The sequence below is a fragment of the Paenisporosarcina indica genome, assembly GCF_001939075.1.
Lineage (GTDB): Bacteria > Bacillota > Bacilli > Bacillales_A > Planococcaceae > Paenisporosarcina > Paenisporosarcina indica.
On record NZ_MPTA01000008.1, the window covers coordinates 83434 to 106473 of the forward strand.

28 protein-coding genes and 1 riboswitch are annotated in these 23040 nt (G+C 39.6%); of the genes, 11 read left to right on the plus strand and 17 right to left on the minus strand.

Features of this window, described 5'->3' with window-relative positions; genetic code table 11:
- The first annotated feature begins 3 nt into the window (after nt 1–3).
- On the plus strand, nt 4–327 hold the full coding sequence (locus GY23_RS16310) for a hypothetical protein (protein ID WP_075620249.1): 324 nt from the start codon (nt 4–6) through the stop codon (nt 325–327).
- Between the two features lie 62 nt (nt 328–389).
- On the opposite strand, the gene GY23_RS16315 is transcribed toward GY23_RS16310, so the two are convergent.
- The 8 genes from GY23_RS16315 to GY23_RS16350 form a co-directional block, all read right to left on the minus strand.
- Nucleotides 390–1112, minus strand: coding sequence for a hypothetical protein (locus tag GY23_RS16315; protein ID WP_075620250.1), 723 nt, complete (start codon nt 1110–1112; stop codon nt 390–392).
- Nucleotides 1113–1183: 71 nt separating this feature from the next.
- Nucleotides 1184–4828, minus strand: coding sequence for a multicopper oxidase domain-containing protein (locus GY23_RS16320; protein WP_075620251.1), 3645 nt, complete (start codon nt 4826–4828; stop codon nt 1184–1186).
- Nucleotides 4825–5130, minus strand: a complete 306-nt coding sequence (locus GY23_RS16325; protein ID WP_075620252.1) for a hypothetical protein — start codon at nt 5128–5130, stop codon at nt 4825–4827. The genes GY23_RS16320 and GY23_RS16325 overlap by 4 nt, the downstream gene beginning before the upstream one ends.
- An 18-nt stretch (nt 5131–5148) precedes the next feature.
- Nucleotides 5149–5439, minus strand: a complete 291-nt coding sequence (locus GY23_RS16330) for a hypothetical protein (protein ID WP_075620253.1) — start codon at nt 5437–5439, stop codon at nt 5149–5151.
- A 272-nt stretch (nt 5440–5711) separates the two neighbouring features.
- Nucleotides 5712–6215: a hypothetical protein gene (locus tag GY23_RS16335; RefSeq protein ID WP_245827685.1), complete on the minus strand. Its 504-nt coding sequence runs from the start codon at nt 6213–6215 to the stop codon at nt 5712–5714.
- A gap of 92 nt (nt 6216–6307) precedes the next feature.
- Nucleotides 6308–6895: an SCO family protein gene (locus GY23_RS16340; RefSeq protein WP_075620254.1), complete on the minus strand. Its 588-nt coding sequence runs from the start codon at nt 6893–6895 to the stop codon at nt 6308–6310.
- 41 nt (nt 6896–6936) lie between these two features.
- Nucleotides 6937–7284, minus strand: a complete 348-nt coding sequence (locus GY23_RS16345) for a hypothetical protein (RefSeq protein ID WP_245827686.1) — start codon at nt 7282–7284, stop codon at nt 6937–6939.
- Between the two features lie 122 nt (nt 7285–7406).
- Nucleotides 7407–7826 (minus strand): hypothetical protein, encoded by a 420-nt coding sequence (locus GY23_RS16350; RefSeq protein WP_075620256.1) that lies wholly within the window; start codon nt 7824–7826, stop codon nt 7407–7409.
- A 184-nt stretch (nt 7827–8010) separates the two neighbouring features.
- On the opposite strand from GY23_RS16350, the gene GY23_RS16355 reads away from it, so the two are divergent.
- Together GY23_RS16355 and GY23_RS16360 are read left to right on the plus strand one after the other, a co-directional pair.
- Complete coding sequence (locus GY23_RS16355) at nt 8011–10056, plus strand: PKD domain-containing protein (RefSeq protein WP_075620257.1); 2046 nt, start codon at nt 8011–8013, stop codon at nt 10054–10056.
- Between the two features lie 174 nt (nt 10057–10230).
- A complete protein-coding gene (locus GY23_RS16360) occupies nt 10231–10941 on the plus strand; it encodes a collagen-like domain-containing protein (protein WP_075620258.1) in 711 nt (236 codons plus the stop codon).
- Between the two features lie 234 nt (nt 10942–11175).
- Here the strand turns inward: GY23_RS16360 and GY23_RS18365 are convergent, their stop codons facing one another.
- The gene (locus GY23_RS18365; protein WP_161487620.1) at nt 11176–11340 is read right to left on the minus strand and encodes a hypothetical protein; all 165 of its coding nucleotides are present in this window, start codon (nt 11338–11340) and stop codon (nt 11176–11178) included.
- A gap of 410 nt (nt 11341–11750) precedes the next feature.
- Here GY23_RS18365 and GY23_RS16365 point away from each other — a divergent pair, with 410 nt between their 5' ends.
- The 3 genes from GY23_RS16365 to GY23_RS16375 all read left to right on the plus strand — a co-directional run bounded on the left by GY23_RS16365 (nt 11751) and on the right by GY23_RS16375 (nt 13366).
- The gene (locus GY23_RS16365) at nt 11751–12203 is read left to right on the plus strand and encodes a GNAT family N-acetyltransferase (protein ID WP_075620259.1); all 453 of its coding nucleotides are present in this window, start codon (nt 11751–11753) and stop codon (nt 12201–12203) included.
- 97 nt (nt 12204–12300) lie between these two features.
- Nucleotides 12301–12402, plus strand: coding sequence for a YjcZ family sporulation protein (locus GY23_RS16370; protein WP_075620260.1), 102 nt, complete (start codon nt 12301–12303; stop codon nt 12400–12402).
- Nucleotides 12403–12586: 184 nt separating this feature from the next.
- On the plus strand, nt 12587–13366 hold the full coding sequence (locus GY23_RS16375) for an alpha/beta fold hydrolase (RefSeq protein ID WP_075620261.1): 780 nt from the start codon (nt 12587–12589) through the stop codon (nt 13364–13366).
- A 49-nt stretch (nt 13367–13415) separates the two neighbouring features.
- Here GY23_RS16375 and GY23_RS16380 read toward each other — a convergent pair whose 3' ends face one another.
- Together GY23_RS16380 and GY23_RS16385 are read right to left on the minus strand one after the other, a co-directional pair.
- Entirely contained in the window at nt 13416–14081 is a 666-nt protein-coding gene (locus GY23_RS16380) for a TVP38/TMEM64 family protein (protein ID WP_075620262.1), read from the minus strand.
- Between the two features lie 461 nt (nt 14082–14542).
- A complete protein-coding gene (locus GY23_RS16385) occupies nt 14543–14869 on the minus strand; it encodes a winged helix-turn-helix transcriptional regulator (RefSeq protein ID WP_075620263.1) in 327 nt (108 codons plus the stop codon).
- A 305-nt stretch (nt 14870–15174) separates the two neighbouring features.
- On the opposite strand from GY23_RS16385, the gene GY23_RS16390 reads away from it, so the two are divergent.
- Nucleotides 15175–16374, plus strand: a complete 1200-nt coding sequence (locus GY23_RS16390; protein ID WP_075620264.1) for an MFS transporter — start codon at nt 15175–15177, stop codon at nt 16372–16374.
- A gap of 57 nt (nt 16375–16431) precedes the next feature.
- Entirely contained in the window at nt 16432–17274 is an 843-nt protein-coding gene (locus tag GY23_RS16395) for an aldo/keto reductase (RefSeq protein WP_075620265.1), read from the plus strand.
- Between the two features lie 174 nt (nt 17275–17448).
- Here the strand turns inward: GY23_RS16395 and GY23_RS16400 are convergent, their stop codons facing one another.
- Both GY23_RS16400 and GY23_RS16405 read right to left on the minus strand, forming a co-directional pair.
- Entirely contained in the window at nt 17449–18336 is an 888-nt protein-coding gene (locus GY23_RS16400) for a hypothetical protein (RefSeq protein WP_075620266.1), read from the minus strand.
- 1 nt (nt 18337) lies between these two features.
- Complete coding sequence (locus tag GY23_RS16405) at nt 18338–18907, minus strand: NUDIX domain-containing protein (protein WP_084544163.1); 570 nt, start codon at nt 18905–18907, stop codon at nt 18338–18340.
- A gap of 223 nt (nt 18908–19130) precedes the next feature.
- Here GY23_RS16405 and GY23_RS16410 point away from each other — a divergent pair, with 223 nt between their 5' ends.
- On the plus strand, nt 19131–19772 hold the full coding sequence (locus GY23_RS16410; RefSeq protein ID WP_075620268.1) for a plasmid pRiA4b ORF-3 family protein: 642 nt from the start codon (nt 19131–19133) through the stop codon (nt 19770–19772).
- A 137-nt stretch (nt 19773–19909) separates the two neighbouring features.
- Nucleotides 19910–20011 carry a YjcZ family sporulation protein gene (locus GY23_RS16415; protein WP_075620269.1) on the plus strand — a complete coding sequence of 34 codons (102 nt, stop codon included), beginning with the start codon at nt 19910–19912 and terminating at the stop codon, nt 20009–20011.
- A 126-nt stretch (nt 20012–20137) separates the two neighbouring features.
- On the opposite strand, the gene GY23_RS16420 is transcribed toward GY23_RS16415, so the two are convergent.
- The 3 genes from GY23_RS16420 to GY23_RS18370 all read right to left on the minus strand — a co-directional run bounded on the left by GY23_RS16420 (nt 20138) and on the right by GY23_RS18370 (nt 21219).
- Complete coding sequence (locus tag GY23_RS16420) at nt 20138–20452, minus strand: DMT family transporter (RefSeq protein WP_075620270.1); 315 nt, start codon at nt 20450–20452, stop codon at nt 20138–20140.
- Nucleotides 20452–20787, minus strand: coding sequence for a DMT family transporter (locus GY23_RS16425; protein ID WP_075620271.1), 336 nt, complete (start codon nt 20785–20787; stop codon nt 20452–20454). The genes GY23_RS16420 and GY23_RS16425 overlap by 1 nt, the downstream gene beginning before the upstream one ends.
- A gap of 52 nt (nt 20788–20839) precedes the next feature.
- Nucleotides 20840–20942: riboswitch (guanidine-I (ykkC/yxkD leader) on the minus strand.
- 127 nt (nt 20943–21069) lie between these two features.
- On the minus strand, nt 21070–21219 hold the full coding sequence (locus tag GY23_RS18370) for a hypothetical protein (RefSeq protein WP_161487621.1): 150 nt from the start codon (nt 21217–21219) through the stop codon (nt 21070–21072).
- 53 nt (nt 21220–21272) lie between these two features.
- Between GY23_RS18370 and corA the strand changes: the two genes are divergently transcribed.
- Nucleotides 21273–22235, plus strand: coding sequence for a magnesium/cobalt transporter CorA (gene corA, locus GY23_RS16430; protein WP_075620272.1), 963 nt, complete (start codon nt 21273–21275; stop codon nt 22233–22235).
- 217 nt (nt 22236–22452) lie between these two features.
- Here the strand turns inward: corA and GY23_RS16435 are convergent, their stop codons facing one another.
- The gene (locus GY23_RS16435) at nt 22453–22992 is read right to left on the minus strand and encodes a DUF1697 domain-containing protein (RefSeq protein ID WP_075620273.1); all 540 of its coding nucleotides are present in this window, start codon (nt 22990–22992) and stop codon (nt 22453–22455) included.
- Nucleotides 22993–23040 lie beyond the last annotated feature (48 nt).

Here is a 23040-nt window from a genome sequence, read left to right on the forward strand (position 1 = left end):
GGTTTGACTGATGGGCTTAACTACCGTCTGCATCAGCTTCTATGGTGTGACGCGGCAATTACGTTGGAGAATGGTGAATATTTAATAGGGAAGATTATTTTTGTCGGATCCAATTTTGTTGAAATACTGCTACCGTCAGAAAATGGAGAATCAGTTGAGGTTGAAATGAAAGAGGATTTCCAGGAAGACTTTGAGGAAGATCAAAAAGAAGAGAATGTGACACCTGATGAGTTTAAAGATAGTGAACGTACAAAAGGCAGAACACTTATTTTCTCCATCTCTAAAATCGTTACCGTTGAATCGGATTGCCCTTGCCCTCAAGAATAAACCAGATAAATAAAAACAAGTCAGCAACTGAAGGAGAACTTCAGCGAGCTGACTTTTTTGATTTATGCGTTACTTGTAATGAGTGAAATGCTCTCTATCAAAATGTGTTTTAGTGATCCATCCACATCTAGAACGATTGTGTCTTTATGCACATCTGTCAACAATCCTTCAATTGTTGTATCGTCCTGTGTTACTTGAATGTGTTGATCTTCAAATAATAGTAAATAGATGTCCAGTCGAATTCTGAAAAACAAATGGATTAACTCGGGTGATGAAGAAACGACTTCGCCAAAATGAAACGTTAAATTTCTGCGAAAGCATGGACTTATCTTCCTTAGTTCAGGATCATGATATGGTTCTGCAAATCGCCCATACGGTTTAATCGTTTCAATTTGACTATAGGGATAAATGATAACCCTTTCTTCTTCCCGAAGAACGACAAAATTAAAGCCAGATAGAGTTACTTTTCCTTCTAATTTTTCTCCTGCTAGATTTGTGATTTCAACTCGTAGTCCGGCTAATCCGTCAAACACTTTTTGATAAGTTTCATCGGGTGGTCGATCATCGCCTAATGCCAAATCAAGAAGCAGTTCATTTGCCGATGTTATCTTTTCGAGGACTATTTCTAAAACACCTGGAGGTAGACAGTCCGTTGGGGAAGGGAGTTTTGGGGATGGAAGTCGCTCTGGACAACAGTGGTCGTGGATATAAAAGTCGTTCTCTTTGTCATAATCTTTTTCTATCCTCTTTAGCGAAACACGTTCAATCATATTTTCTTTTTTCATTTTCTCACCTCCTTTCTCAAATGGTATTTTTATGTAGAAAAAAGAGAAGAAAATACTCTTCTCTTTTTTCTCTATTGATCTAGTGGAGGTAAGTGTTCTTGAACCTCACTGTGGATTCTTATAATTCCCCACATGCCTTGCTCGATGTCCCAATTAATATTTCCAGAACGATACAGATAATCTCCCGGGAATCGCCCGTAAGCTCCAGCCCCGCCGAGAAGTTCCAAGTTTCGTGTAGTCCCAGCTACGTTAAGACCAGCGAATGATTCCGTTCGTGAATTTAAGTTTTTCAATTCAAATCGCCAACGATGACCATGGAGATGGAAAGTATGCGACCTACGTCTTTCTGCAGGCGTAACCAAACGAATCGTTACCGGGTCAGACAAATAGCTTTCAAACAGAGGCGTTGCTGGATCTCCAAAAACGTCTGAACTGAATAAGTCATGCAACACAGGGTGTTTCCGATAACGGTTCAATAATCGTTCACTTCGATAATTGAATCCACGTGAACCTTGATCATACGTATCGACTTCTTCCACTTCATCCTCTGGAGGAGGAAATAGCACTCCCGCCAGTGGATCGATAATGACTTTTCCACCTTTATCGAGCAATCTTACTCCGTCATGCAATATCATCACAAATTCTCGTACATCTGGTAAGAATGGGTTGCGTAGCACCACATTCGCTCCAGTTTTTACAGGTTTCAGCGTATAGGGATCCACATATTCCGTTCCTCTTGGTTCCGCGATAAAAGCTCCGAATGCTCCCTGAGATTTGTGGTTTCGGATATCAGCCATATCCCACATGCCACAAGCTCCCACTTGAGAATCTATCCACCATCGATATGTCCTGCTTTCTCCAGGTCCTACCGTCTGGTCTCCATTAAAACCAACTGTTTCTCCTGATGATGTTTTCACATCATACTGAATCAATTGAGGGTGCAATGAAATCCTAAGTGATGGTGGGTAAAAAGCCTGTTCTTTTACTTCTGGATAGGGGTAAATCCCGTCTTTAAATGGAAACAATTCTTTTTTCAATAAGCTTGTTAAAGTAACTTCTACCGTATCTCCAACATTTCCCCGAATGATTAACGGTTCCGGTTTTTTCTTTCCTTCTAAAATGGCATCCATATCTTTCCGAAGTGCAAATATGATTCCATGGGGATCATGATCACCAAAGTCGTTATAGACAATCGGTACCTGAAAAGCGACGATATCAAAATAGCGCACCGGCCCTTTTTCGATTAAGACTTTATCAGGATTTCCTGCTTGTGGTGGTTTGTTTCCTTTACATTCAGGTAGCGGTCTTGAGCGCTTTAATGGGATCGGACGGTCTGATAATGGAATTAAATCCGGAACCAATTCATCATAGGCCCGAATCAATCCCCAAAGCCCATTCCAAAGATCTTCCTCTGTTTCAAATGCCCATAAATAATCTCCCGATCGTGGGATATAGGTTTCCATCGTAAATGATTCGGATATTCCAATATGTTGCTGCTCTTCCAGCTTAGTATTCAGATTGCTACGCTGCCTTTGCCACCTTAACCCATGAACATTAAGACTGTGAGATTCTTCTTGAGCTCCTTGAAGTAAGCGAATACGGATGGAATCTCCTTCGTATGCCCTGAATATTGGAGTAATTGGATCGCCATTTACATAGGAACTAAAGGTATAAGCAGGGTCACAATCCGGACCTAATCGGAATTGAAGTGGTTCATTTTTATAATTAACTCCGAATAAACCTGGGTCATCATCTGATCCTGGAAAATTCGGGGGTTGTAGAGGTTTTCCATCTTTATCAAACAGCAAAGCAAAGTCCTGTGCAAAAAGGACATAATCCCGGTAATCAGGGATGATCGGATTTCGAGCAGTGATTTGTGTTCCACGAGTGACTTTCTCTCCACTTGCTGAATCCAGAAATTCTGTGAACCGAGGGTGAACTACGCCCGATCCAAATACTCCATGTTGTTGGTGGGCATTTGGAAATAAGTGGTCATGGAAGAACCAGGCTTTCAATTCGACATCTGCATAATATTCATACTGAATCGTTTCTCCTGGTAATACGGAGGAATCGTAATTCCAGCCGACATTCGCCCCGTCATTCACAAGAACATCAAACTTAACAAAGTGGATATGAAAGCCTGTTTCGTACGTTCTTGTGACCAACTGGAAAGCATCACCATCGAGAATATGCGGCAATTTGTTTGTGAAATTTATACGAATTGCAGTATGTGCCGTAGTATGGATAACAAGGGGTTCCGGTTCTTTCTTGCCCGAACAAACATCATCCAGCTCTTCATCAAGGACAAATATTCGAGCTTTTGGATCATGCCACCCTTGCTTATTATAGGTAACGGGCAGTTCGATTAATGAGATGTTAAACTCCCGAACTGGTGCACCTTTAGGCGTAGGGTCAGCAAATACAGCTCCCGGTCTCGGATTCACAACTGCTGCGTTACGCTCCAGTTCTGTCAATCCCCGACCACCTTTTATACCAAGCGGTGGACGAGGTGCTTTGTATCCAACCTTGCCAGGAATGAAATTCGGATACCCTGGTTTTTCTTTTGTTGGCTTTGGAGGTGCTTTACGATCAGGCAATGGTTGCAACGATTTAATTGGAACGCCATTAGGATAGCACTGGCTTCCATCTTGAAGCGTGTTGAAAACGCGGTTCAACCCCCACATTCCAGCAGCAAAATGCGGATACAGATGGCAGTGGATAATCGCGTCCCCAATAGAGCCCTGCAAACTTCCCAACCCGTATAGAGGTTCAACGGTGTAGTGAGATTGAGGACTGATTGCCTGTGCATCCAATATTTCGGAATTGAGATCTTGAGGATCGCTAAACCATTGATGCACATGATAATGAAAAACATGTGTTTCTTTTACCCCACCGTGTATAACACGGATTTTCGCAGGATCTCCCACATATCCTCTCAAGATTGGTGTAGATGGATCTCCGAAAACCCATGAATCATGATGGACTTCCTCTCCCTCAGTATTCGGTCCGACAACCCCTTCCGCAATGAGTTGTTGCCTTCTGTTGATTGGTTCAAAGCGGTAATTGGCCCCATGAAATGATGCCTCTTCTTGATTGGTTAGATGATTAATCGGACGGTTTCCAGTCAAATCATCCACTTCCATTTCATCATGGAAAATCCAAGCATATTCTCGAAATGAAGGTAACAATGGATGATGCACATCAGCATACACCCCGCTATTGATTGTCTTGCCTGTCTCGGGATCCGTCCACCAGGAAAATCGGGTCTCTACCAATAAAGCACCGATCAAACCATTGGAATTGGAACCCTTCTCCCCACTTGCTGGATTGCCTAAATCAGAAAAGAAATAGGTTCCTTCTTTGACGACATGTAGCCGATACAAAATAGAATCAAATGGAGCAACCGTGCTGTCTTTATTGAGTCCAACGTTCGCACCGTCAGATCGGCATACATCATATTCAGCTTGTTGAAAATGCATACCCGTGTTGAAGTCCAGTTTATTTTCAAACAATATTTCCACTATCTCTCCTTCGTTAGCACGGATCACGAGTGGCCGAACTAGATCTACAGGAGAGAATGGATTCTTTTTGACCAAGTCTCTAACTTTCTGTTCATTTTCTTTCAACACATACATCATTCCATTTGGGTTGTGATCACCAAATGAGTTTAGAACCAATCGAATTGGAATAGCTACTACATGGTACTTTCTTATCATGTAACATCCTCTTCTGCATTATCTTTTAAATGAGGGATTTTTGCCCCAATCCCCGTTTCGATATAGAACACATCAATTGAATCAATATGCACATTCCATACTTTCCCCTCCAGGGCTGGTACCGATGTCGTTTGCACATCCAATATAAGGATATCTCCTAATAAACCTTTAATTTTCCCAATAAACATAAATGGAAAAGCCTCTGTCAGTATAAAGACCCGTCGCCCAATGTTTTTGCTGAAATACAAAACTAGAGCTTCTTCTTTTATATCATTAACCGTTTTGTTAACCTTATTGGTCATTTACACATTCCTCCTTAATTATGATAATGGGAAGACCTCATCACTAGGTACTTCCATTGAGTAAGATACAATTTGCTCAAATGGAATACTAAGCGGGAAGGGGAAATTATAAAATGGAGCATTTACCATTTTAATAATGACGGGTGACAACGTCAGATGCCCTTGCTGTACGTCGGCAATCGTTCCAGCAAAAATCGGTCGAAATACTTGACCAAGTAAGTTCAGTTGGACTGCCCGGGTAATAACAAGTATTTCTTCACCTAACTGCTTTCTTAGTTCTTCATATAAATTGTCTTTTGTTTGCTCCACTTAAAAAGCCTCCTATTATAAAATTTCAAGCCATTTTGTTTGTTGTAGGTTTACTAAATAAGTTCTTCAACAAAATTTTCCACAAAGGAAACAGCCCGATTGTGGACACATATCGAATTTCATTTAGTTGAATCATACTTTCTGTCTTCATCAACTGCAGAAATAGCTCTTTTTTTGTCGTTTCTTTTATCTTCCCAAAAAATATTTTGTCAGCTGTTTTTACTTCCACCCACATTCCTTTCCAAGAACGAAGATTGGTTTTGAGCGTTTCTTCAAAAAAACTGACGGACCAGCACTTCCTTTTTGGCTACTGTTTCACCAAATTGAAGCACAAGCTTTTGCTGTAATTGATTGTCATAAATAAAGTGTTGATGGGTGTTGGAATATGTGGGATAACCAAAAGGGATTGTTGCAGAGTCAATTGCTGTATAGGGAATCCAAGTTCTTCTTTGTAAGTCTGTTAACATGACAAAATCTCTTCCAATTGTCGCTACTTTTCCTTCCGTTGTCACTGCGATATCATTTTCTACCAAGGAAGAAACGACTACCTGTTGATTTCGTTTCGTTTTAAAAAACTGTTTTAATACAAGGGGTTTTTTGCGAGTTTCATCTTGACTCGTCACCTTGAACAAATTTTTCTGACCAATATATTCTGTAAGGAGTCGTGTTTCTTCTGCAGAAACTGCACTTGTCGGTGAAGAAAACGATGAAAAGCTCTTCACTCGTTTCTCCGATGTCTCTTCAATTGACGCTATATTCTCAAACTCTTCCTGCATAATTGGGCTCCTTCAAGTGAGTTCTCTCCCACAATTTATGAAGAAATGAAAGATGTATTAACAAAGAAATTGTTTTTTATTTAAATTAGAGATTATCCCGCTTCTTCTATCAGCTGGATCAAGTTCTCAGCAATTTCTTCGATATTCACTTTTTTGTTACCTACCGCCATATCGTGATGTGATCTTATTTGATTATTTGAATCGACCGCGTACATCGATATTGAGTGGGAAAGAAATCCATCTTGATTTTTTTTATAAATGAAATTGAAGTATTGAGTGAATTGCTTAGTTTCCTCCTCTGTACCTCTTAAAAACAGCCAATTCGGACTGGAAATCCCGAAGACATCTTTATACTTGAGAATTCTTTCTTTCGTATCGAAGACTGGATCCAAAGTCACGGATACAATCAGATACTCATCATTGGATATTCCTTTTTCTTGCATGTATTGTTGCAAACCCATTAAATCAATCATTGTGGTTGGACAAATGTCTGGACAATTTGTATAGAAGAAAGTAATTAGCTTTGGTTTATTATGCACGGACACATCTTCACCACTTACCTCTGTTAGTGTCCACTCATTAACAGTACCGATTTTTGGCAAGCTGGGGGTTTCCGGCCATAAGAAATAAATAACCACTAACCCACTGAGCAATAAAAATAGACTGACAAAACCCCTCATTTAAATCCTCCCTGCCATCTCTTCACAAAAAGAGAGCATTTTCAGACCCTAAACGAATAGCGAATGAACTGACTGATGAGTGCATGAAGACAAGCCGCAAAAATAGCAAGGCTATACATGTTGGATACAATCATGGCTTCAGACTCAATGGGAATATTGCACAGAGCCGGATTTTGCAAAACCGCACCGAGCATCATTCCCATAATGCCACCCATCGTGCCATTATAAATTCCGTTTAGTATTGCTGGGGCTTTTATAATGGTCCCGAATTTCCAGCCGATAAATAGTCCCACTACAATAGGAAGAAGATAAAGACCAGTTTGATTCGCAGGTAGCAATAGTTGAATGTAAAGTGCCAAGACAAATGAAGATATCATGGTAATGGCCATACACATTGTCTTCGTGAATCGATCATCAAAAAGAGTGTGTTTCTTCTTGAACATCCTGAAAACAGAACTTAATTCAGTCACATTCCACATAAACAGTACACTGATCAGTAGCAAAGTTTACATCACGACCTTTTTATTGAAACAAAAATAGTGATTAAACATAAAACAAAAAAGGCATGCACGAACCAGATGAACAAAGACGGCATTTCTATAACGGTTCCAATCATCGGGGACATCAAGCCAACAATTACTCCATTCGTTAAACCAGACACAAATGTTTGATAATCAAATAACAGTCCAAATAATGCCCCAGTCGTCAATCCAAGCAAAGTGGTTATCACCGTGATCAAAGTGAAATGAAAGGGATAGTTTTGTATGAGCAAAATTCCGGATAACAAAGCAGTCATCCCGCCCATTACAATGCTGATATTCATCCCTAATTGAAAACCGATAATCTTTTTGACTCTACGTAAATAACTATAAAAACCAAGAGCTATACATACATCCACATACAGGATCAGTAAAATTGTGATTTTAGCCATAGCCCCACCTCTACATACAGTATGTGAAAAGTGCCTCAAAAGAACTTTGTCCACTTTATTCACGCCTATTCTTTTTGATTTCAAGAAACATATACTACTAGCGATTTGAAAAAATGGAAAAGAAATGGTCGACCTGTAATTTAAGTCGAAATTGCTTTTCTGCACATCAATAAGGAGGCTTTTCATGACAGTCGGACCAATTAATGCGTTTGATGGATTTCCCGTTTGGTATAAAGATGAAAATGGGTTACGTCTTCAACTGAACGTCGACCCTGCAGATCCTTTCTCAGGCATCACTCCCGCAGATTTACCTAATCCAACTCAACCCGTCTCTTTTCCGGATAATTACCCATCGGAGGCTTTTTATTTTCTGACTGAAGCCGAAATGACTACCGGTTCGGGTGAAAGAGCTAGGCTCGTATTGGCATTGGAAGCTGCATTTGTAAATGAGGTACCTAGGGCCGGTGATCAAATTGTGTTTGGTAGAGTGCGCATTCGCGTCTTTGGATTACAGCCAAATGTGGAGTATACGGTTACACACCCATATGGAGTGGACACATTCATTGCCGAACCGGATGGAGATGGTACTGGAGAAATTAATTTTACAGAAGACATTGGCGGATTGAACGGCGGGGAGTTTCAACTTGCCCTGAACAGTCGTGTGTTCCCATTCGTGCGATGGGATCCATCCGTGGCACCCCTCGCGCCACAAGGGTATATCGGTGACCCAAATGTGCTGCATCCAATTGTAGGCAGCTTGTTTACTGATCCATTCGGGCAACCTCAAAACATTTTCCGGATTGAAGGTCCCGGTATTGGAATCGGTTCACCTGATCGTTCAACTACTCCAGGATTGAATCCAGATAACTGTATTGAAACTAGACTTTTTACGGTATTAGGCAAAATCTCAACGATTTCAGGAGTTGACGTACCAAGAGCTACTTACACACAAAACGAGATATCGGGTGGATTTGTGGATGTATTTGCTACGTCAGATGATACCGCTCAAAATATCAGTGTGTCTGGCAGCGGGTTCGACACTACTTTACTACAAGGTATGAATGGGCGGTACTTTGCCCGTGTTCGTTTTATTGGTGAAAACCCTCCTAGTTCAATTACAGTGACAAACCTGAGCGACATTCCGAACAGTACAAAGGAAGTCATACCAGTCGATTTTATTAAAGCGACAGCAAACTATGACACGGACTCTCAAGCCCTCACAATCGTGGCAACGTCTAGTGATTCAATTGGGTCACCCCTATTAACTGTAGAAGACTTTGGAGTTGGTGAATTCACCATTCCTGCTAACGGAGTGAGCACAACGAATATAATTTTTGCACCCGCCGGAGTGACCATAAATTCAACTGCAGGCGGAAAAAGATCTATTCCTGTATCAGTGACAGGAGCATCAGATGGCCCGATTCCTGTATCAGCCAATGCAGGTGAAGATGAAACAGTTGTTTTCGGTTCTACGGTGATACTGAATGGAACAAGTTCAACTGGTCCCATCACATCTTTCAGTTGGACCCAGCTCGCCGGAACGCCGGTTTCTTTGCTTGAAGCCAATACCGCTACACCTTCCTTCTTAGCACCGAATTCTTCTTCCACTCTTGTATTTCAATTGACGGTTGACGGTGAAGGAGGACCTTCTTCTGCTACCGTAAGCGTAACCGTAATTGAATTCGCACCTGCACCAATTGCAAATGCAGGTCCAGATCAAGTTGTACAGCAGGGGGCCTCAGTAATATTGGCAGGTAGCTCAACGGGCGTTGTAACCACCTATCAATGGGAACAGACCTCAGGATTTCCTGTTCAATTAACCAATGCAAATACATCCACAGCTACATTTACCTTCCCTATACAACAAGAGACACTCACTTTTCAATTAACGGTTGTGGGTCCTGGAGGCACTTCTTCTGACACCGTCCAGATTACATCAGGGCCGGTATCAGAAACCTTAACGGTCACACGCGCAGAATATCGAACTCGCGATGCGGAGTGGCGAATCAGTGGAACGTCCGATGTACTTGGAGCTGGAGTCCTCATTTCCATCTATATTGGAAGTACAATCAATGGCCCTCTCCTATCGCAAGTGCCAGTTGATGATCTTGGAGAATGGAAGTATCGAGTTGAAGGTTCTAGCCAGCTACCTGGCGTAACTAGATCAATTTCAATTCAATCCAGCGTTGGTGGAATACTCAACAATATTCCTCTTAATGTTCGAAACTAAAAAGAAAAGCTGAAAAGTCATGGACGTGATGCCGTGGATCATGATGTCCTCAGACCCACGGCCTAGGCTTGGGCTCATGGAATCAACGAATTGAAAAATCCAAGAAGGTGTTTTCAGCGAAGATGCCAGCCTGGCTTGGAGCCCGACAGTATAATAAAAGAAAGGAGAAAAAGAATGGATCGCTGTCCAAAATGTAATGGATACAATAGTTGTAAATGTGAGCGTGGTCCAAGAGGTCCTAGGGGTTACGAAGGCCCACAAGGACCTCAAGGGGACCATGGATCTAAAGGACCACAAGGCAGCAAAGGGAGTCAAGGTCCCAGGGGTATCCAAGGGTTCCCAGGATTAAGAGGTGAGCAAGGTCCACCCGGTCTAAATGGTTTACAAGGACCTCAAGGTGAGCAAGGAATTCCAGGACCACCAGGAAAAGCTGGAATTCCAGGACCCAAAGGTGAACAAGGGCTGCAAGGAATACAAGGTCCACAAGGAACTCCTGGAACTGTAAACTCTGCTCATGGTTTTGCCATTTGTAATTCCGTGAGTAATGCATCCGGGGTTGTAAAATATAACATGCCTGGGCCATTGCAAGATGTTGATTTACTGCCTAGTCAAGGCTTGCAGGTGTTAAAAGCAGGTATTTATCAAATAAGCTATAAAGTCATATTGGTCTCAAATACAATAACGTGTACTCCTTCAAGGTTTCAAATAAAGATCAACGAAGCTATAACAGTAGAATCATCCTTGAGCGAATCTACCACAGCTGCTACTTTAACTTCTACTGACTTGTTTTCGTTACAAGAAGGAGATATCGTAAAGCTCGTTACCAACTTAGAGCAACATTTTAGTTATAAGCTTGCGACCCTGCAAATAATTCAGGTAGGGTGACAATACAACCCTTCGGTGATTTCCGAAGGGTTGCTTGGTTTCATTCTATATTCATTGCTTTCATTTTAAGATTAGACTAGTTACATTCCTAACCATCTACTCCTTGGAGAACAGCCTTTAAGGTGAGTTCGTTTCCGTGAATGTCTGTAATAATGGCTAGTTCCATACATACTGTTTCCTTTAATTTTTGCTATGCTGCATTGTTTTCAATCTCTACAAAATAAATCCAGTTCACTATTGCAGATCTTCATCATCAACATCCACCCAAGGTTCGTTTCTATGCACCTCTTCGTTTGGTAACACTTCTTCCATCTCATCATGTGTAATCCCATACGGAACTCCACCCTCGGTATAGCAAGCAATAAAGGCAAATTCATCAAACACTTCGTATTCATCCACTATATTTGTATTCTTTTTTTACTTTTTTGCCATTACAAATTCTCCTTCTACAAATCTACTACATACTGCTCCTGCAGCCTCAATGGTGTAATCACCGAAAAAGGACGAGCTTTATAAATGATCAAATATTTCTTGTGGTAATAATAACTCTTTCATACGTTCATGCTGTTATAAAAACGCAGTAGAATTACCGATATGTGGAGCTTTATCCGCCTACGATTAAATCATTTTATTCTCTTTGCACTAGATAGTGTGACTTTATCAAAAGAACCCATTTTACTCTGTAACAATGAAAACTCACGCTTTTTTTTGGAGTCCATAAGGCTAGAACATTTCAAATCGGAAGACAACCTTATATAAATAGAACAACGTTAATCGACAACTAATATATATAAGAAAGCGAGAAACCTATGATTAAACAATTAGACTTAACAAACCAACAGCTTGCTCAATCTGTCCTTTCCATTCAATTCCCTGCCTATCAAGTCGAAGCCAACCTAATCGGTTTTCAATGGATTCCTGCCCTTTCCGACACAGAGGAAGACCTCATGAACAGTAAAGAAATATTTATCGGCTTTTACGAAGATTCTCAGCTCTTTGGTGTTTTGTCTTATGAAGAAACGGAGGAAATCATAGATATTTGCCGTTTAGTGGTTTCACCTGATTCATTCCGAAAAGGGGTTGGTCGTCAGTTGGTTGAATATGTGACAAATGAAGTTAGACAATCTCGCGATGTGGTTGTCTCTACCGGGCAGAAGAATACACCAGCCGTGACACTGTATAAGAGACTAGGATTTGTAGAAGAAGAAACGTTTGAAGTTGCAGATGGTGTGCGTTTAATAAACCTCCGGTATTCTACCTAAGAGAAATTATGAGTGGTTTTACTTTCCTGTGCTAAATCCCATATCTAACATTTCCTCCTGCATACACTACAACATAATGATACAGGAGGTGTTATCTATGGGATATCAAAACGGAGGCGGACACGGAGGATCTTCTTTTGCTTTATTGGTGGTTCTCTTTATTCTATTAATTATTGTTGGAGCAGCATTCTTGTACTAAACTAAATCTCATAAGGACCACTTACCTTCCCCCCTAAAGAGCGCTGAATAGGCGCTCTTATCCTCTATTCAATTCTCCGAGTTATCCTAAATATGGTTAGATTGGACAAGTTTTCAATTGGTTGTTTTTCATGAAGTAGGGTAAATATGATGCAGGAAAAAAAGTCTTATGAAGAGGTGTACTTATGAAAACGTTTCAGAATGGACCTATAACCCTGGTTTATGAAGAGCACGGCAAAGGGGTACCCATCATCTTGTTACATGGATTAACAGGAAATCGACATATGTTTGACCAAGAAGTGACCATCTTGAAAAAATATTTTCGGGTCATTTTATTGGATGCTCGTGGGCACGGGGAGTCTTCAAAGCCACCAACCTATTCATTGAAAGATCACGTGGGAGATGTGTTGTCATTGCTTGAACATTTAAATATAGAACAAGCTCATTTGCTAGGCATGTCAATGGGAAGTTACATAGCACAAGGAGTAGCAATTGCTTCTCCTGAACGTATAAACAAATTGATTTTAGTTGCAACAAAGTCTGAAGGCAAAACCTCTTCGATGGAAGCGTTGTTTGAGAAACATGCAGATGAACTAAAGGGACTGAAATTTTCGGAAAAAGTATTAAAAGCTTCTCGGTATATGTTTCATGATTTAGCGGCAGTTGGCAAGTGGAGTCAAGACGCTGCAGAAAAGAGTCCTGCTTTGACATCAAAAGAAATCACTGCGGCAAACCAAGCATTGGAAGGATTTGATTTTCGGGAAGACTTATATCGTGTGACTGCGGAAACACTTGTCATTAGCGGGGATCATGATGGGTTAAATCCACCTGAAGTTGGCAGAGAAACAGCTCGACTTATTCCCCATGCCACATTCGTTGAGTTCAATCAATCAGGACACGCCCCCAATGTTGAACAACCACTGCTGTTTTTGGATTTCATCTTAGAATTTCTGGACCAAAAATGAAACGTGATCAATTTAAGCAAAAATCCCAGTTCAAATTTGGGGTTTTTGCTCAGTTAGAGGGTTTTCGTTTTTTTCGAACGAGTTTAATCAAGTAATATATTAAGATCCCACTAATTAATATTATCCAAATGACGGTTTCATTTAGTTGATCGGATAATAGCCCTGCCGGAATAAGGGAAAGAAAGAAAAAGTAGATGAAATTCCCGAATGTTGTGCCGAGAAAAAACGGCCAAAATCGGACCGTACTAAGCCCTGCAAGTATATTGACCATACTTGTTGGCACTAAAGGGAAGATTCTTCCTTGAAAAACATAAGCAAAACCATTCGCATCTATCTTTTCAAGTAATTCTGGTCTGAATTTTTCTATTAACATCTCTTGAAATAAATATCGAACTCCATAAAAAACAATGGCTGCAGCGATTACACTTGAAATCCAGCTCCACAAAAAACCACTTACAAAGCCAAACAAGCTAATATTGATGCTGATGACCAATAATAATGGAAATACCGTAAATGAATTTTGAATGGTCATGATGATAAGCAAAAACAGATAAGCGTAGATTAAGTTATTATCTAAAAAGTCTCGGATCGCTACGACGTCTTGGTTCACTAAAAGAAGGATAATTTGACGATTTAAAACTAAAAATATAAGCAGCAAAAATAAGCCACTCCAAACCAACCATTTTTTATGTGTGACTCTGGACTTTTTCTTCATTCGCCACCCGCTTATCCCTTTGACTTGACTCCTAACCTCGAAATTAAAGTGATTTTTCAAGACTGGAAAATCACTATACCACGTCCACCATAATCTTTCATTTCTGGCTTCCGATTTCAAGTGATTTTTAATTCAAAAGTACTTTCAATGACTTTTTTTCATCAATAATGAAAGTACGTGAGATACGCTACCCACATCCCTTTAATTCCAAGCGTCGTAAAATGGGATAACGTATACGTAACCGGAACTTGAATGAACAAAATACTCGAAATCATAACTCCAAATAACAAACATATTAATTCCTGTCCACCAAAAACAATAGACAAATATATTATTCGTTCGATTAATAATAAACAACTAAACTGAAAATCTATTCAACAGACATGTGTTAATATCATTAGACAAATAAAAAAGGTTTCGTAGCTTACATAGCATACGAATCCTTTTATTCATATATGTTTTTAATTTGCAATTTCCTCACCATTCAATTCAATATGACACTCCCCCCAACTGCACATGGCATCCAAAATGGGATTAAGTGAACAGCCATACTCCGTTAAAGAGTAAATCACCTTCGGTGGAACCTGATCAAACACTTTACGATTTACCACACCATCCGCTTCTAGTTCACGAATCTGCTGGGTCAGCATCTTTTGTGTGATACCAGGCATGAGCTTTTTCAATTCGCTCGTTCGTTTTTCCCCCTTCATCAAGTGACACATAATCACAACTTTCCACTTACCACCAATCACATCAAGTGTGGCTTCCACGGGAATGTTATAAGCCATTTCAATTTCTCCTCATTTCCTATAGGCACTTTTTAGTACCTACATTAATTATAAGTATGTACTTTTCTTATGTACTTTTCAATTTGTAGCGTTACATACATACTAGCATACATGAGCAGAAAACAAAGGGGCAAAAATAACCAATAGGTACTTTAAAGTTCCTACAGCACTTTCAAGTGCGTACTATCCTTTTTGTTTTTATTATTTAATAATAATGTTCATAGGTCGGCGTGATGAAAATTGAAAGGCGCCACATCACGTTATCTCTGCTTGAACGACAAATAGAAAACTAGGAGGAATCTTAAATGACTTCCATAACTATAAATAAGGCTGAAAAAAAAGCCGGTACTCCTGCGTTAATGGCATTGGCCGTCGGTGCCTTTGCAATTGGCACGACCGAATTTGTGCCTGTAGGATTATTGTCTACCATAGGTGATGATTTAGGTATATCGATTCCTTTAGCTGGTTTATTAATATCCGGTTACGCAATGGGCGTTGCAGTAGGAGCACCGATTCTTACCGCCTTAACCAACAAAATTAATCGAAAAACGTTATTGATGCTCTTGATGATTGTCTTCATTTTAGGTAATTCAGTTGCTGCTTTATCCACCAGTTTTAGTTTATTGTTGGTAGCACGGTTCATTACTGCATTTTCTCACGGGGTATTCTTCTCCATCGGATCAACAATAGCAGCCGATTTAGTTCCCAATCATAAACGAGCCAGTGCCATCGCATTTATGTTCACAGGTTTAACGGTAGCTACCGTAACAGGTGTGCCACTTGGTACATTCATTGGACAAGCGTTTGGATGGAGATCGACGTTTGGGGTTGTAGCAATTCTTGGCGTCGTTGCTATTATCGCCAGCGCAATATTGGTTCCTAAAGATCTTAAACAAGCACCACCCGCAAAGATTTCAGATAACTTTAAAATCTTGACTAATGGTCCTTTGCTTCTAGCATTTGCTATCACCGCGTTAGGTTACGGCGGAACATTTGTCTCATTTACATACCTTGCTCCGATTTTGGAAGATGTCACCGGATTCGCACCAAGTGCAGTCGGGATTATCTTGCTTGTGTATGGGATTGCAGTTGCTATCGGAAATACCGTCGGCGGGAAAATGGCCAATAAAAATCCGTTAAAAGCTTTATTTTGGATGTTCCTAATCCAAGCGGCTATACTTGTCATTCTATCGTTCACAGTTCCATTTAAAGTTGTGGGAATCATCTCCATCTTTTTCTTAGGGATATTTGCATTCATGAACGTTCCAGCCTTACAAATCTATGTCGTACAGCTAGCCGAAAAACACGTACCTTCTTCAGTTGATGTCGCATCAGCCTTGAATATCGCTGCTTTTAATGTAGGGATAGCCATCGGAGCATTTGTTGGAGGTCTGATCGTCGATTCAATCGGTTTAATTCATACCCCTTGGATCGGAGGAATCATGGTACTTGGAGCGGCTGTACTGACATATTGGAGCTCTAAATTGGAACAAAAACCAAGTTAATTGGAGAGACTGTGACAAAATCAATTTCATTAATGACTATCTAGGAGGAAAATAATAATGACTAGAAATTTACAAGATACAACAACATTGCATAACGGCGTGAAAATGCCTTGGTTTGGACTCGGAGTATTTAAAGTAGAAGAAGGACCAGAGTTAGTAAATGCAGTAAAGACGGCTATTATCAAAGGCTATCGCAGTATTGATACAGCGGCGATTTACGGAAATGAAGAAGGCGTGGGACAAGGTATACGTGAAGGAATAAAAGAAACTGGCATTACTCGTGAAGAACTTTTTGTAACATCGAAAGTGTGGAATGCTGACTTAGGGTACGAGTCTACAATCGAAGCGTATCAGACAAGTTTGAAAAAATTGAACTTAGATTACTTAGATCTCTATCTAATTCACTGGCCAGTCGAAGGTAAATATAATGATGCGTGGAGAGCATTGGAAACTATTTATAATGAAGGAAAAGTCAAAGCAATAGGCGTAAGCAATTTCCATATCCATCATCTTCAAGACTTATTGAAAGAAGCTAAAATCAAGCCGATGGTAGATCAAGTGGAATTCCACCCACGTTTAACACAGAAAGAACTTCGAGCGTTTTGTCAGGAACAAGGAATTCGATTGGAAGCTTGGTCTCCATTAATGGCTGGTCAATTATTAGAAGACGAAACTCTAAGAGAGATCGGCAACAAATACGGTAAGTCCATTGCTCAAGTCATTTTGCGATGGGACTTACAGAATGGAGTTGTCACCATTCCAAAATCCACAAAAGAGCACCGCATTGTCGAAAATTCATCCGTCTTTGATTTCGTATTATCAGATGAAGATATGAAAAAAATTGAAGAAATGAATGAAAATCATCGTGTAGGACCAGATCCGGATAACTTTGATTTTTAATTGAATGACATCAAAAGAAACAACTAACAATCGTAAAACTTAAATATTCACAATAAAAATTCAATAAAAGCAAACAACCAATTGCACCGTATTTTGTGTTGTAATTGGTTGTTTTTCATACTTTATTTTTAACTTAAGTGCCAGTTAATTGAATATAATTCAGGTTGACTTTACTTATATTAAGAAAATAGGTATTAACCACCAATCTGAGTGACCATATACTTTGTCACGATCATTGGTTACTTCTCGCGTAATACGATTTGCAAGTAGATGCCGGCGTAATTTTTTGCTAATTAACAGTGATTTGTATAACTTTTTTCCATCTGTTGTCCATTCGTAGGTCGTCACGAAGTCTGTATCAAGTTCGCAAATTGATTGATCATAGTAATTCACATAAGGCACATGAGACATAACTGTACAATTTGTACACCGCTCAGCATCTTCTCTTCTAAAGAGTGGTGTGGAGAGATGACGAAGTGGCAAAGTGGCAGTGGGTTCCAACTGATAAAGGATTTCGTCACTTCCAGTTATTACTTCCTTCAATTGATAGCCTTTCATTCCCCAATCTTTTAGCATTTCTGCAAAAGAGTTTGTGATTATCCAGTAGCTCGTATCAGCATTGACCATTAAGCGTTTGCCCATTTTCTTTGAATGTACTGTCAGTGGTGCCGTTTGATCAAATGTAAAAGCTCCGCACGTTTCACAAATAATTTTCTTTTTGCCCCGCTTATGTTTACTCTCGATAAATGCCTTCGAAGAATTCCCTGTCGAATGCACAAAGAAAAAGGGTGACTTCTCATAATCGTCCTTTTCGAATAGCAAATGTCGATGAGGTTCTCCATACGTCGTTAAAACTCCACGTTGATATAGTGCCATTAAGTCATGATTTATGGCTGGAATATTATATTCATGTTCCGGTATTGAAAATTCATATTTCAATGTATCAAATAAGGGATACGTTGTGGGTTCGGTTGAAATGGAATATTTCAACAAACAATCATTTACCATTCCTTGATATTTAGTTTCCTCTACCCAAAAATAATAATCGTAAGTATAGTACATTCTAGCTCTCCTTGTTACTTGCTTTAAGCAAGGCATTCTTTTCTCTAGAGCAAGTAATAACAGGAAATTCCCAGTCTTCTAGAACCGCCCAAGTAATTAGAGGTTCTCCTTTGAAAGACTTCATTGAACCTACGTATACTTGATCAGTTCCTATACCTTCTACAAAATAATGTTTAATTATTTCTCTTGTAGTTGCCGTAACATTTTGTTGAGAAATGTCTTTACTCTCAATCCACGATAACTGACCTTCATCACTTTCGATTAGTTCGGATTCTGACATCACATTTCCAAAATAGACGTATTGTATACGTATTTCATTTTTATCTTTCATCCTAAGTACTACGTATCTGAGTGTTAGGCTGTCAATATGATTAACCAATAAACCTGTTTCTTCCTCAATTTCTCTTAAACAGGCTTTATTAGGGTCTTCTATCTCTTCGCCTTCAATATGTCCACCTATAGGAACCAAAAGCCCAGGAAGAAAGGTGCTGGTTGATTTTTTGTGAAGAAATAAAACTTTCTGGTTATCATTAAATAAGAATGCTACTGCTATTTGTTTAAGTTTCAGAATTCAACTCTCCCTTTGGATAATTCACACACTCTTATTCTATTCAAATGATGGATAATCCTTCTTTTACTAGGCTACAAATTTAGTTCAATAATAGAATGGAAGCTATTCATGTTTAAGGTAACCATTCATTTCAATACTTAAAGTTTATGGTACTTACTTAATTAATTAATGATTAATAGGGTATATGTTATGATGGAAAAAACTCTTTCTATGAGGTGTATTTATGAGAGCCTATCAATTTTTGGTCACGCTAAATCATGTAAAACCCAAAGTATGGCGTCGTTTGGTTGTACCGTCTACACTCGATTTTTATGATTTGCATTCCATCATTCAGACCTCTGTAGGGTGGACAGATAGTCATCTGTTTAATTTTTCACTTGAGGAAACGGTCAACACTAAAACGATTGAAATGGTTGGGGATGAAGAGTCGGTTCAAGAAAACTTTGGAATGGCACAATATTATATGAAGAATCCTCCGGAGAAAGATACATTTGATGATAGGATGTATCAACGATTCATACGTAAACAACTCCTGCTGGCGAGAGATATACATCTGGACGAATATGTAAACGACATCCATGAGTTCCGTTATAACTATGACTTTGGCGATGGCTGGGAGCATGACGTTGTGATGGAAAAAGTAATAGAGAATTATGAATATGATTATCCAAAGGTTCTTGAAGGCAAAGGTACCTGTCCACCTGAAGATGTGGGTGGACCACCAGGATACGAGCACTTCAAACTTGTCATGAAAGATAAGGAAGACCCCGACCATGCTGAGATGAAGGCTTGGGCAGAAAGCCAAGGCTACAGGAAATTCAACTTGGTCAATGTGAACGCGGATTTGCAGGAAGAATGGTGTTAGGAAGAAATGAATCGTATAAGGTAAACTTTGTTTAAAATAATTTCATTCCTTTTAAGCAGGTTATACTTTTATCCCAGGTCAACTCAGAAATATCACATATGCTAACATTATCCTTTCCAAAAAGGTGGTGTTACAGCATGGGATACGAACAATGCAATAATAACGGCGGTTCATCATTTACATTACTTGTGGTTCTTTTCATTCTATTGATTATTGTAGGAGCTTGTTTTCTATACTAATCAAACCCTACTAAATCCTCCATTTTTAAAGTGGCGTTCGAGTCCTTTCTCCCCGTATCGAGCGTCACCTAACAACGAAAACCTGACTTCTATTCGGAGTCAGGTTTTTCTTGTTGTTCTACTTTGTTATGATACAAGCTTCAATCCAATAGCCGCTCCAAGGACCATCGCGATAAACAAAATACGAAGGGCAGTCTTCGGTTCACCGTAAAGAATCATTCCTAAAATGGCCCCACCAGAGGCTCCTATGCCTGTCCACACTGCATATGCCGTCCCCATCGGAAGTGTTTCCATTGCAAGCGCTAGAAATATGAAACTTGCACCAAAACTAACAAACAAGCCAGTGATTGATTTCCAGTTCCGATTTTTGTGCACCTGGTTGATCATCACAACACCCGTCATTTCAAACAATCCAGCAATGATTAAGAAAATCCAATCCATTATGATGTCACCTCTTTTTCATCTTTCGTCACCAGCTTAAGCCCCACCACTCCAGCAAGTAACAAAATAATTAATCCAATTTTCGCTGCGCTGAATGCATCACCGAAAAACATAATATCCGCAATCACGGTTCCTGCTGTCCCAAGTCCAACAAACACAGCATATACAGTGCCTACTGGTAGAGTTTTCCCAGCCATAATCATTATATAAAAACTTATCGCTATCGCAATAACCGTACCTACCCACGACCAAATATCATCCGCGTGTTTTAAACCGATTACCCAAAACACTTCGAAAAATGCAGCAATTATTACTTTCAACCATTCTTTATTCAAGATTGGCACCTCCCAAAATAAAATAAGCCTAGAAGATCAACGTTAATACGTCCTCTCCCAGGCTTTTATCCTTCCGTGTATCTTCGCAAACTTGCAAAGTGTTTTCTCTCGGACCAGCCAAAACAAATGTTTGCGGAACCCTAGAAAACTTAGTCGCTACTATTCGTAGCACTATATTCAGTTTTAAGATTTCCTAGCAAGAATAATACAGTATTTCGGGGGTGTCAAGGAATTGCCCCCACCGTTAGTATATGGTTAATCCCAGTATGTTACGGTCGTCTATTATTGTTTTTTTCGGTTCAGTTCGTTACGGTCAAGCTCATTTAAGTCTTGATTGTTTAAACCGTCACCAAATTCTTCACGGTCTCTTTGGTTTTTATTGTTAGTTGATACACGATGAATAAAATGTGTGATGAAAAGATAGTTGCTCAACCATTTAGTGGTACACTACTACTAGAATTTTGTCATTGAAGTGAGGTTTTTATATGATACGAACATTTGGTGTGACCACTGATAGTCAACTGATAGAGGACTTTCCTTTAGAAGATTTACATAAAAATGAGTTAGATTGGTATTGGGTTGATTTTGATGAGCCTACGGAGAGCGAATTTGTATTGCTCGATTCATTCTTCCACTTCCATCCTCTTGCGATTGAGGATTGTTTGCATCGTTTGCAGCGTCCGAAAGTCGATTATTATGCTGATTACCATTTTTTCGTCGTTCATACGTTGAATGAAAAGTCCCTGGAGGCTGAAGAATTAAATATATTTATCGGTAAGAACTTCATCGTTACTTTCCATCATAACCATGTACAGGAATTGGATTTGGTTCGCGAAAAATTGAAACGCGATGCTTCTTTTTGGGAGCGTGGCACGATTTACGCGATGTACAAAATTCTCGATAAAGTCGTGGATGCGTATTTTCCAATTGTCTATAAAATTGAGGACCATTTAAATGCAATTGAAGATCAACTGACTTTTGATATGAAGCATTTTTCGATGGATATCGTGTTTGATTTGCGCAGTGATTTGCTGTGGTTACGTCGAACCATCCTTCCGATGCGAGATTTGATTTATCGAGTGCTGAATTCGGAGAAGTTTGATTTACAACTTCAGGAGCGGGCTTATTATGCGGATATTTCAGATCATCTTGTAAAGTTAACTGAGATTGTGGAGTCCAATCGTGAGCTTACGGCGGATATTCGTGATAGTTACACGGCCATGAACTCAAATCGCATGAACCGTATCATGATGATTTTGACAATTGTCTCTTCCATTTTCATACCTTTAACATTTATTGTTGGTTTATACGGGATGAATTTCGAGTATATGCCCGAACTCTCGATGAAGTATGGATACTTTTTTGTCCTGGGTGCGATGGCGATAATTGGGGTGTCCATGTTTGCTTGGTTCAAATACAAAGGCTGGCTAAATCTATTTAAACAATAAGCTGTTTTATATCTTACATTTGCGCTTGCCGTATGTTCCGCATGAGCCGACAAGTATGAAGATTACATACTTATTGATCTCACCCTTCATGTTCTTACGGCTTGTGAGGCGCACATGTACTCTCTAGTTTTTATTAAGGTAAATAATATAACAGTCCATAAAAAAAGATCACCATCTGCATAAACAGAAGTGATCTTTTTGTTATTTCATGTAGGTTTTATTCCATCTCCTTTGCCATGATTTCTAGCTTTTTAACTGTTTTCCAGTTACGAGATGTTGATGGGACACCTATCTTTTGTATACGTGCTGCCAATTTAGAGATACGTATGCTTTGACGCAAATAAACGTAAATTTCCTTATCCTTGACTTCACATTCATCCACATTACCGTGAAGTTCTAGTAGATGGTTAACTCCTTTTTGCGGAGGATATTCAGAAAGTAACGACAAATGAATGCTCTCGCCTTCAATTAAGTGGTCGAATGAAAAAGGGTTATTCTCAATGATGTATTCCAATTCAGCAGAAGTTCTCAAGATAACAGGCACAGAAAAACCGAACTCATTTTTGATTTGTTTCTCAAGTTGTTGACGCAACTCTTCCGAATCCCTTGATGATTCAAATAAGACATTCCCACTTTGAATATACGTTTGAACTTTCCCCAATCCCATCGTTTCCAATAGCAATCTCAAGTCCGCCATTTTTATCTTGTTGTGTCCGCCTACGTTTATTCCTCTTAAAAAAGCAATATATATGGTCATTTTTCACCTCATCATTTCTTCTCGCACAAATATTTCAGTAAGTCCTGG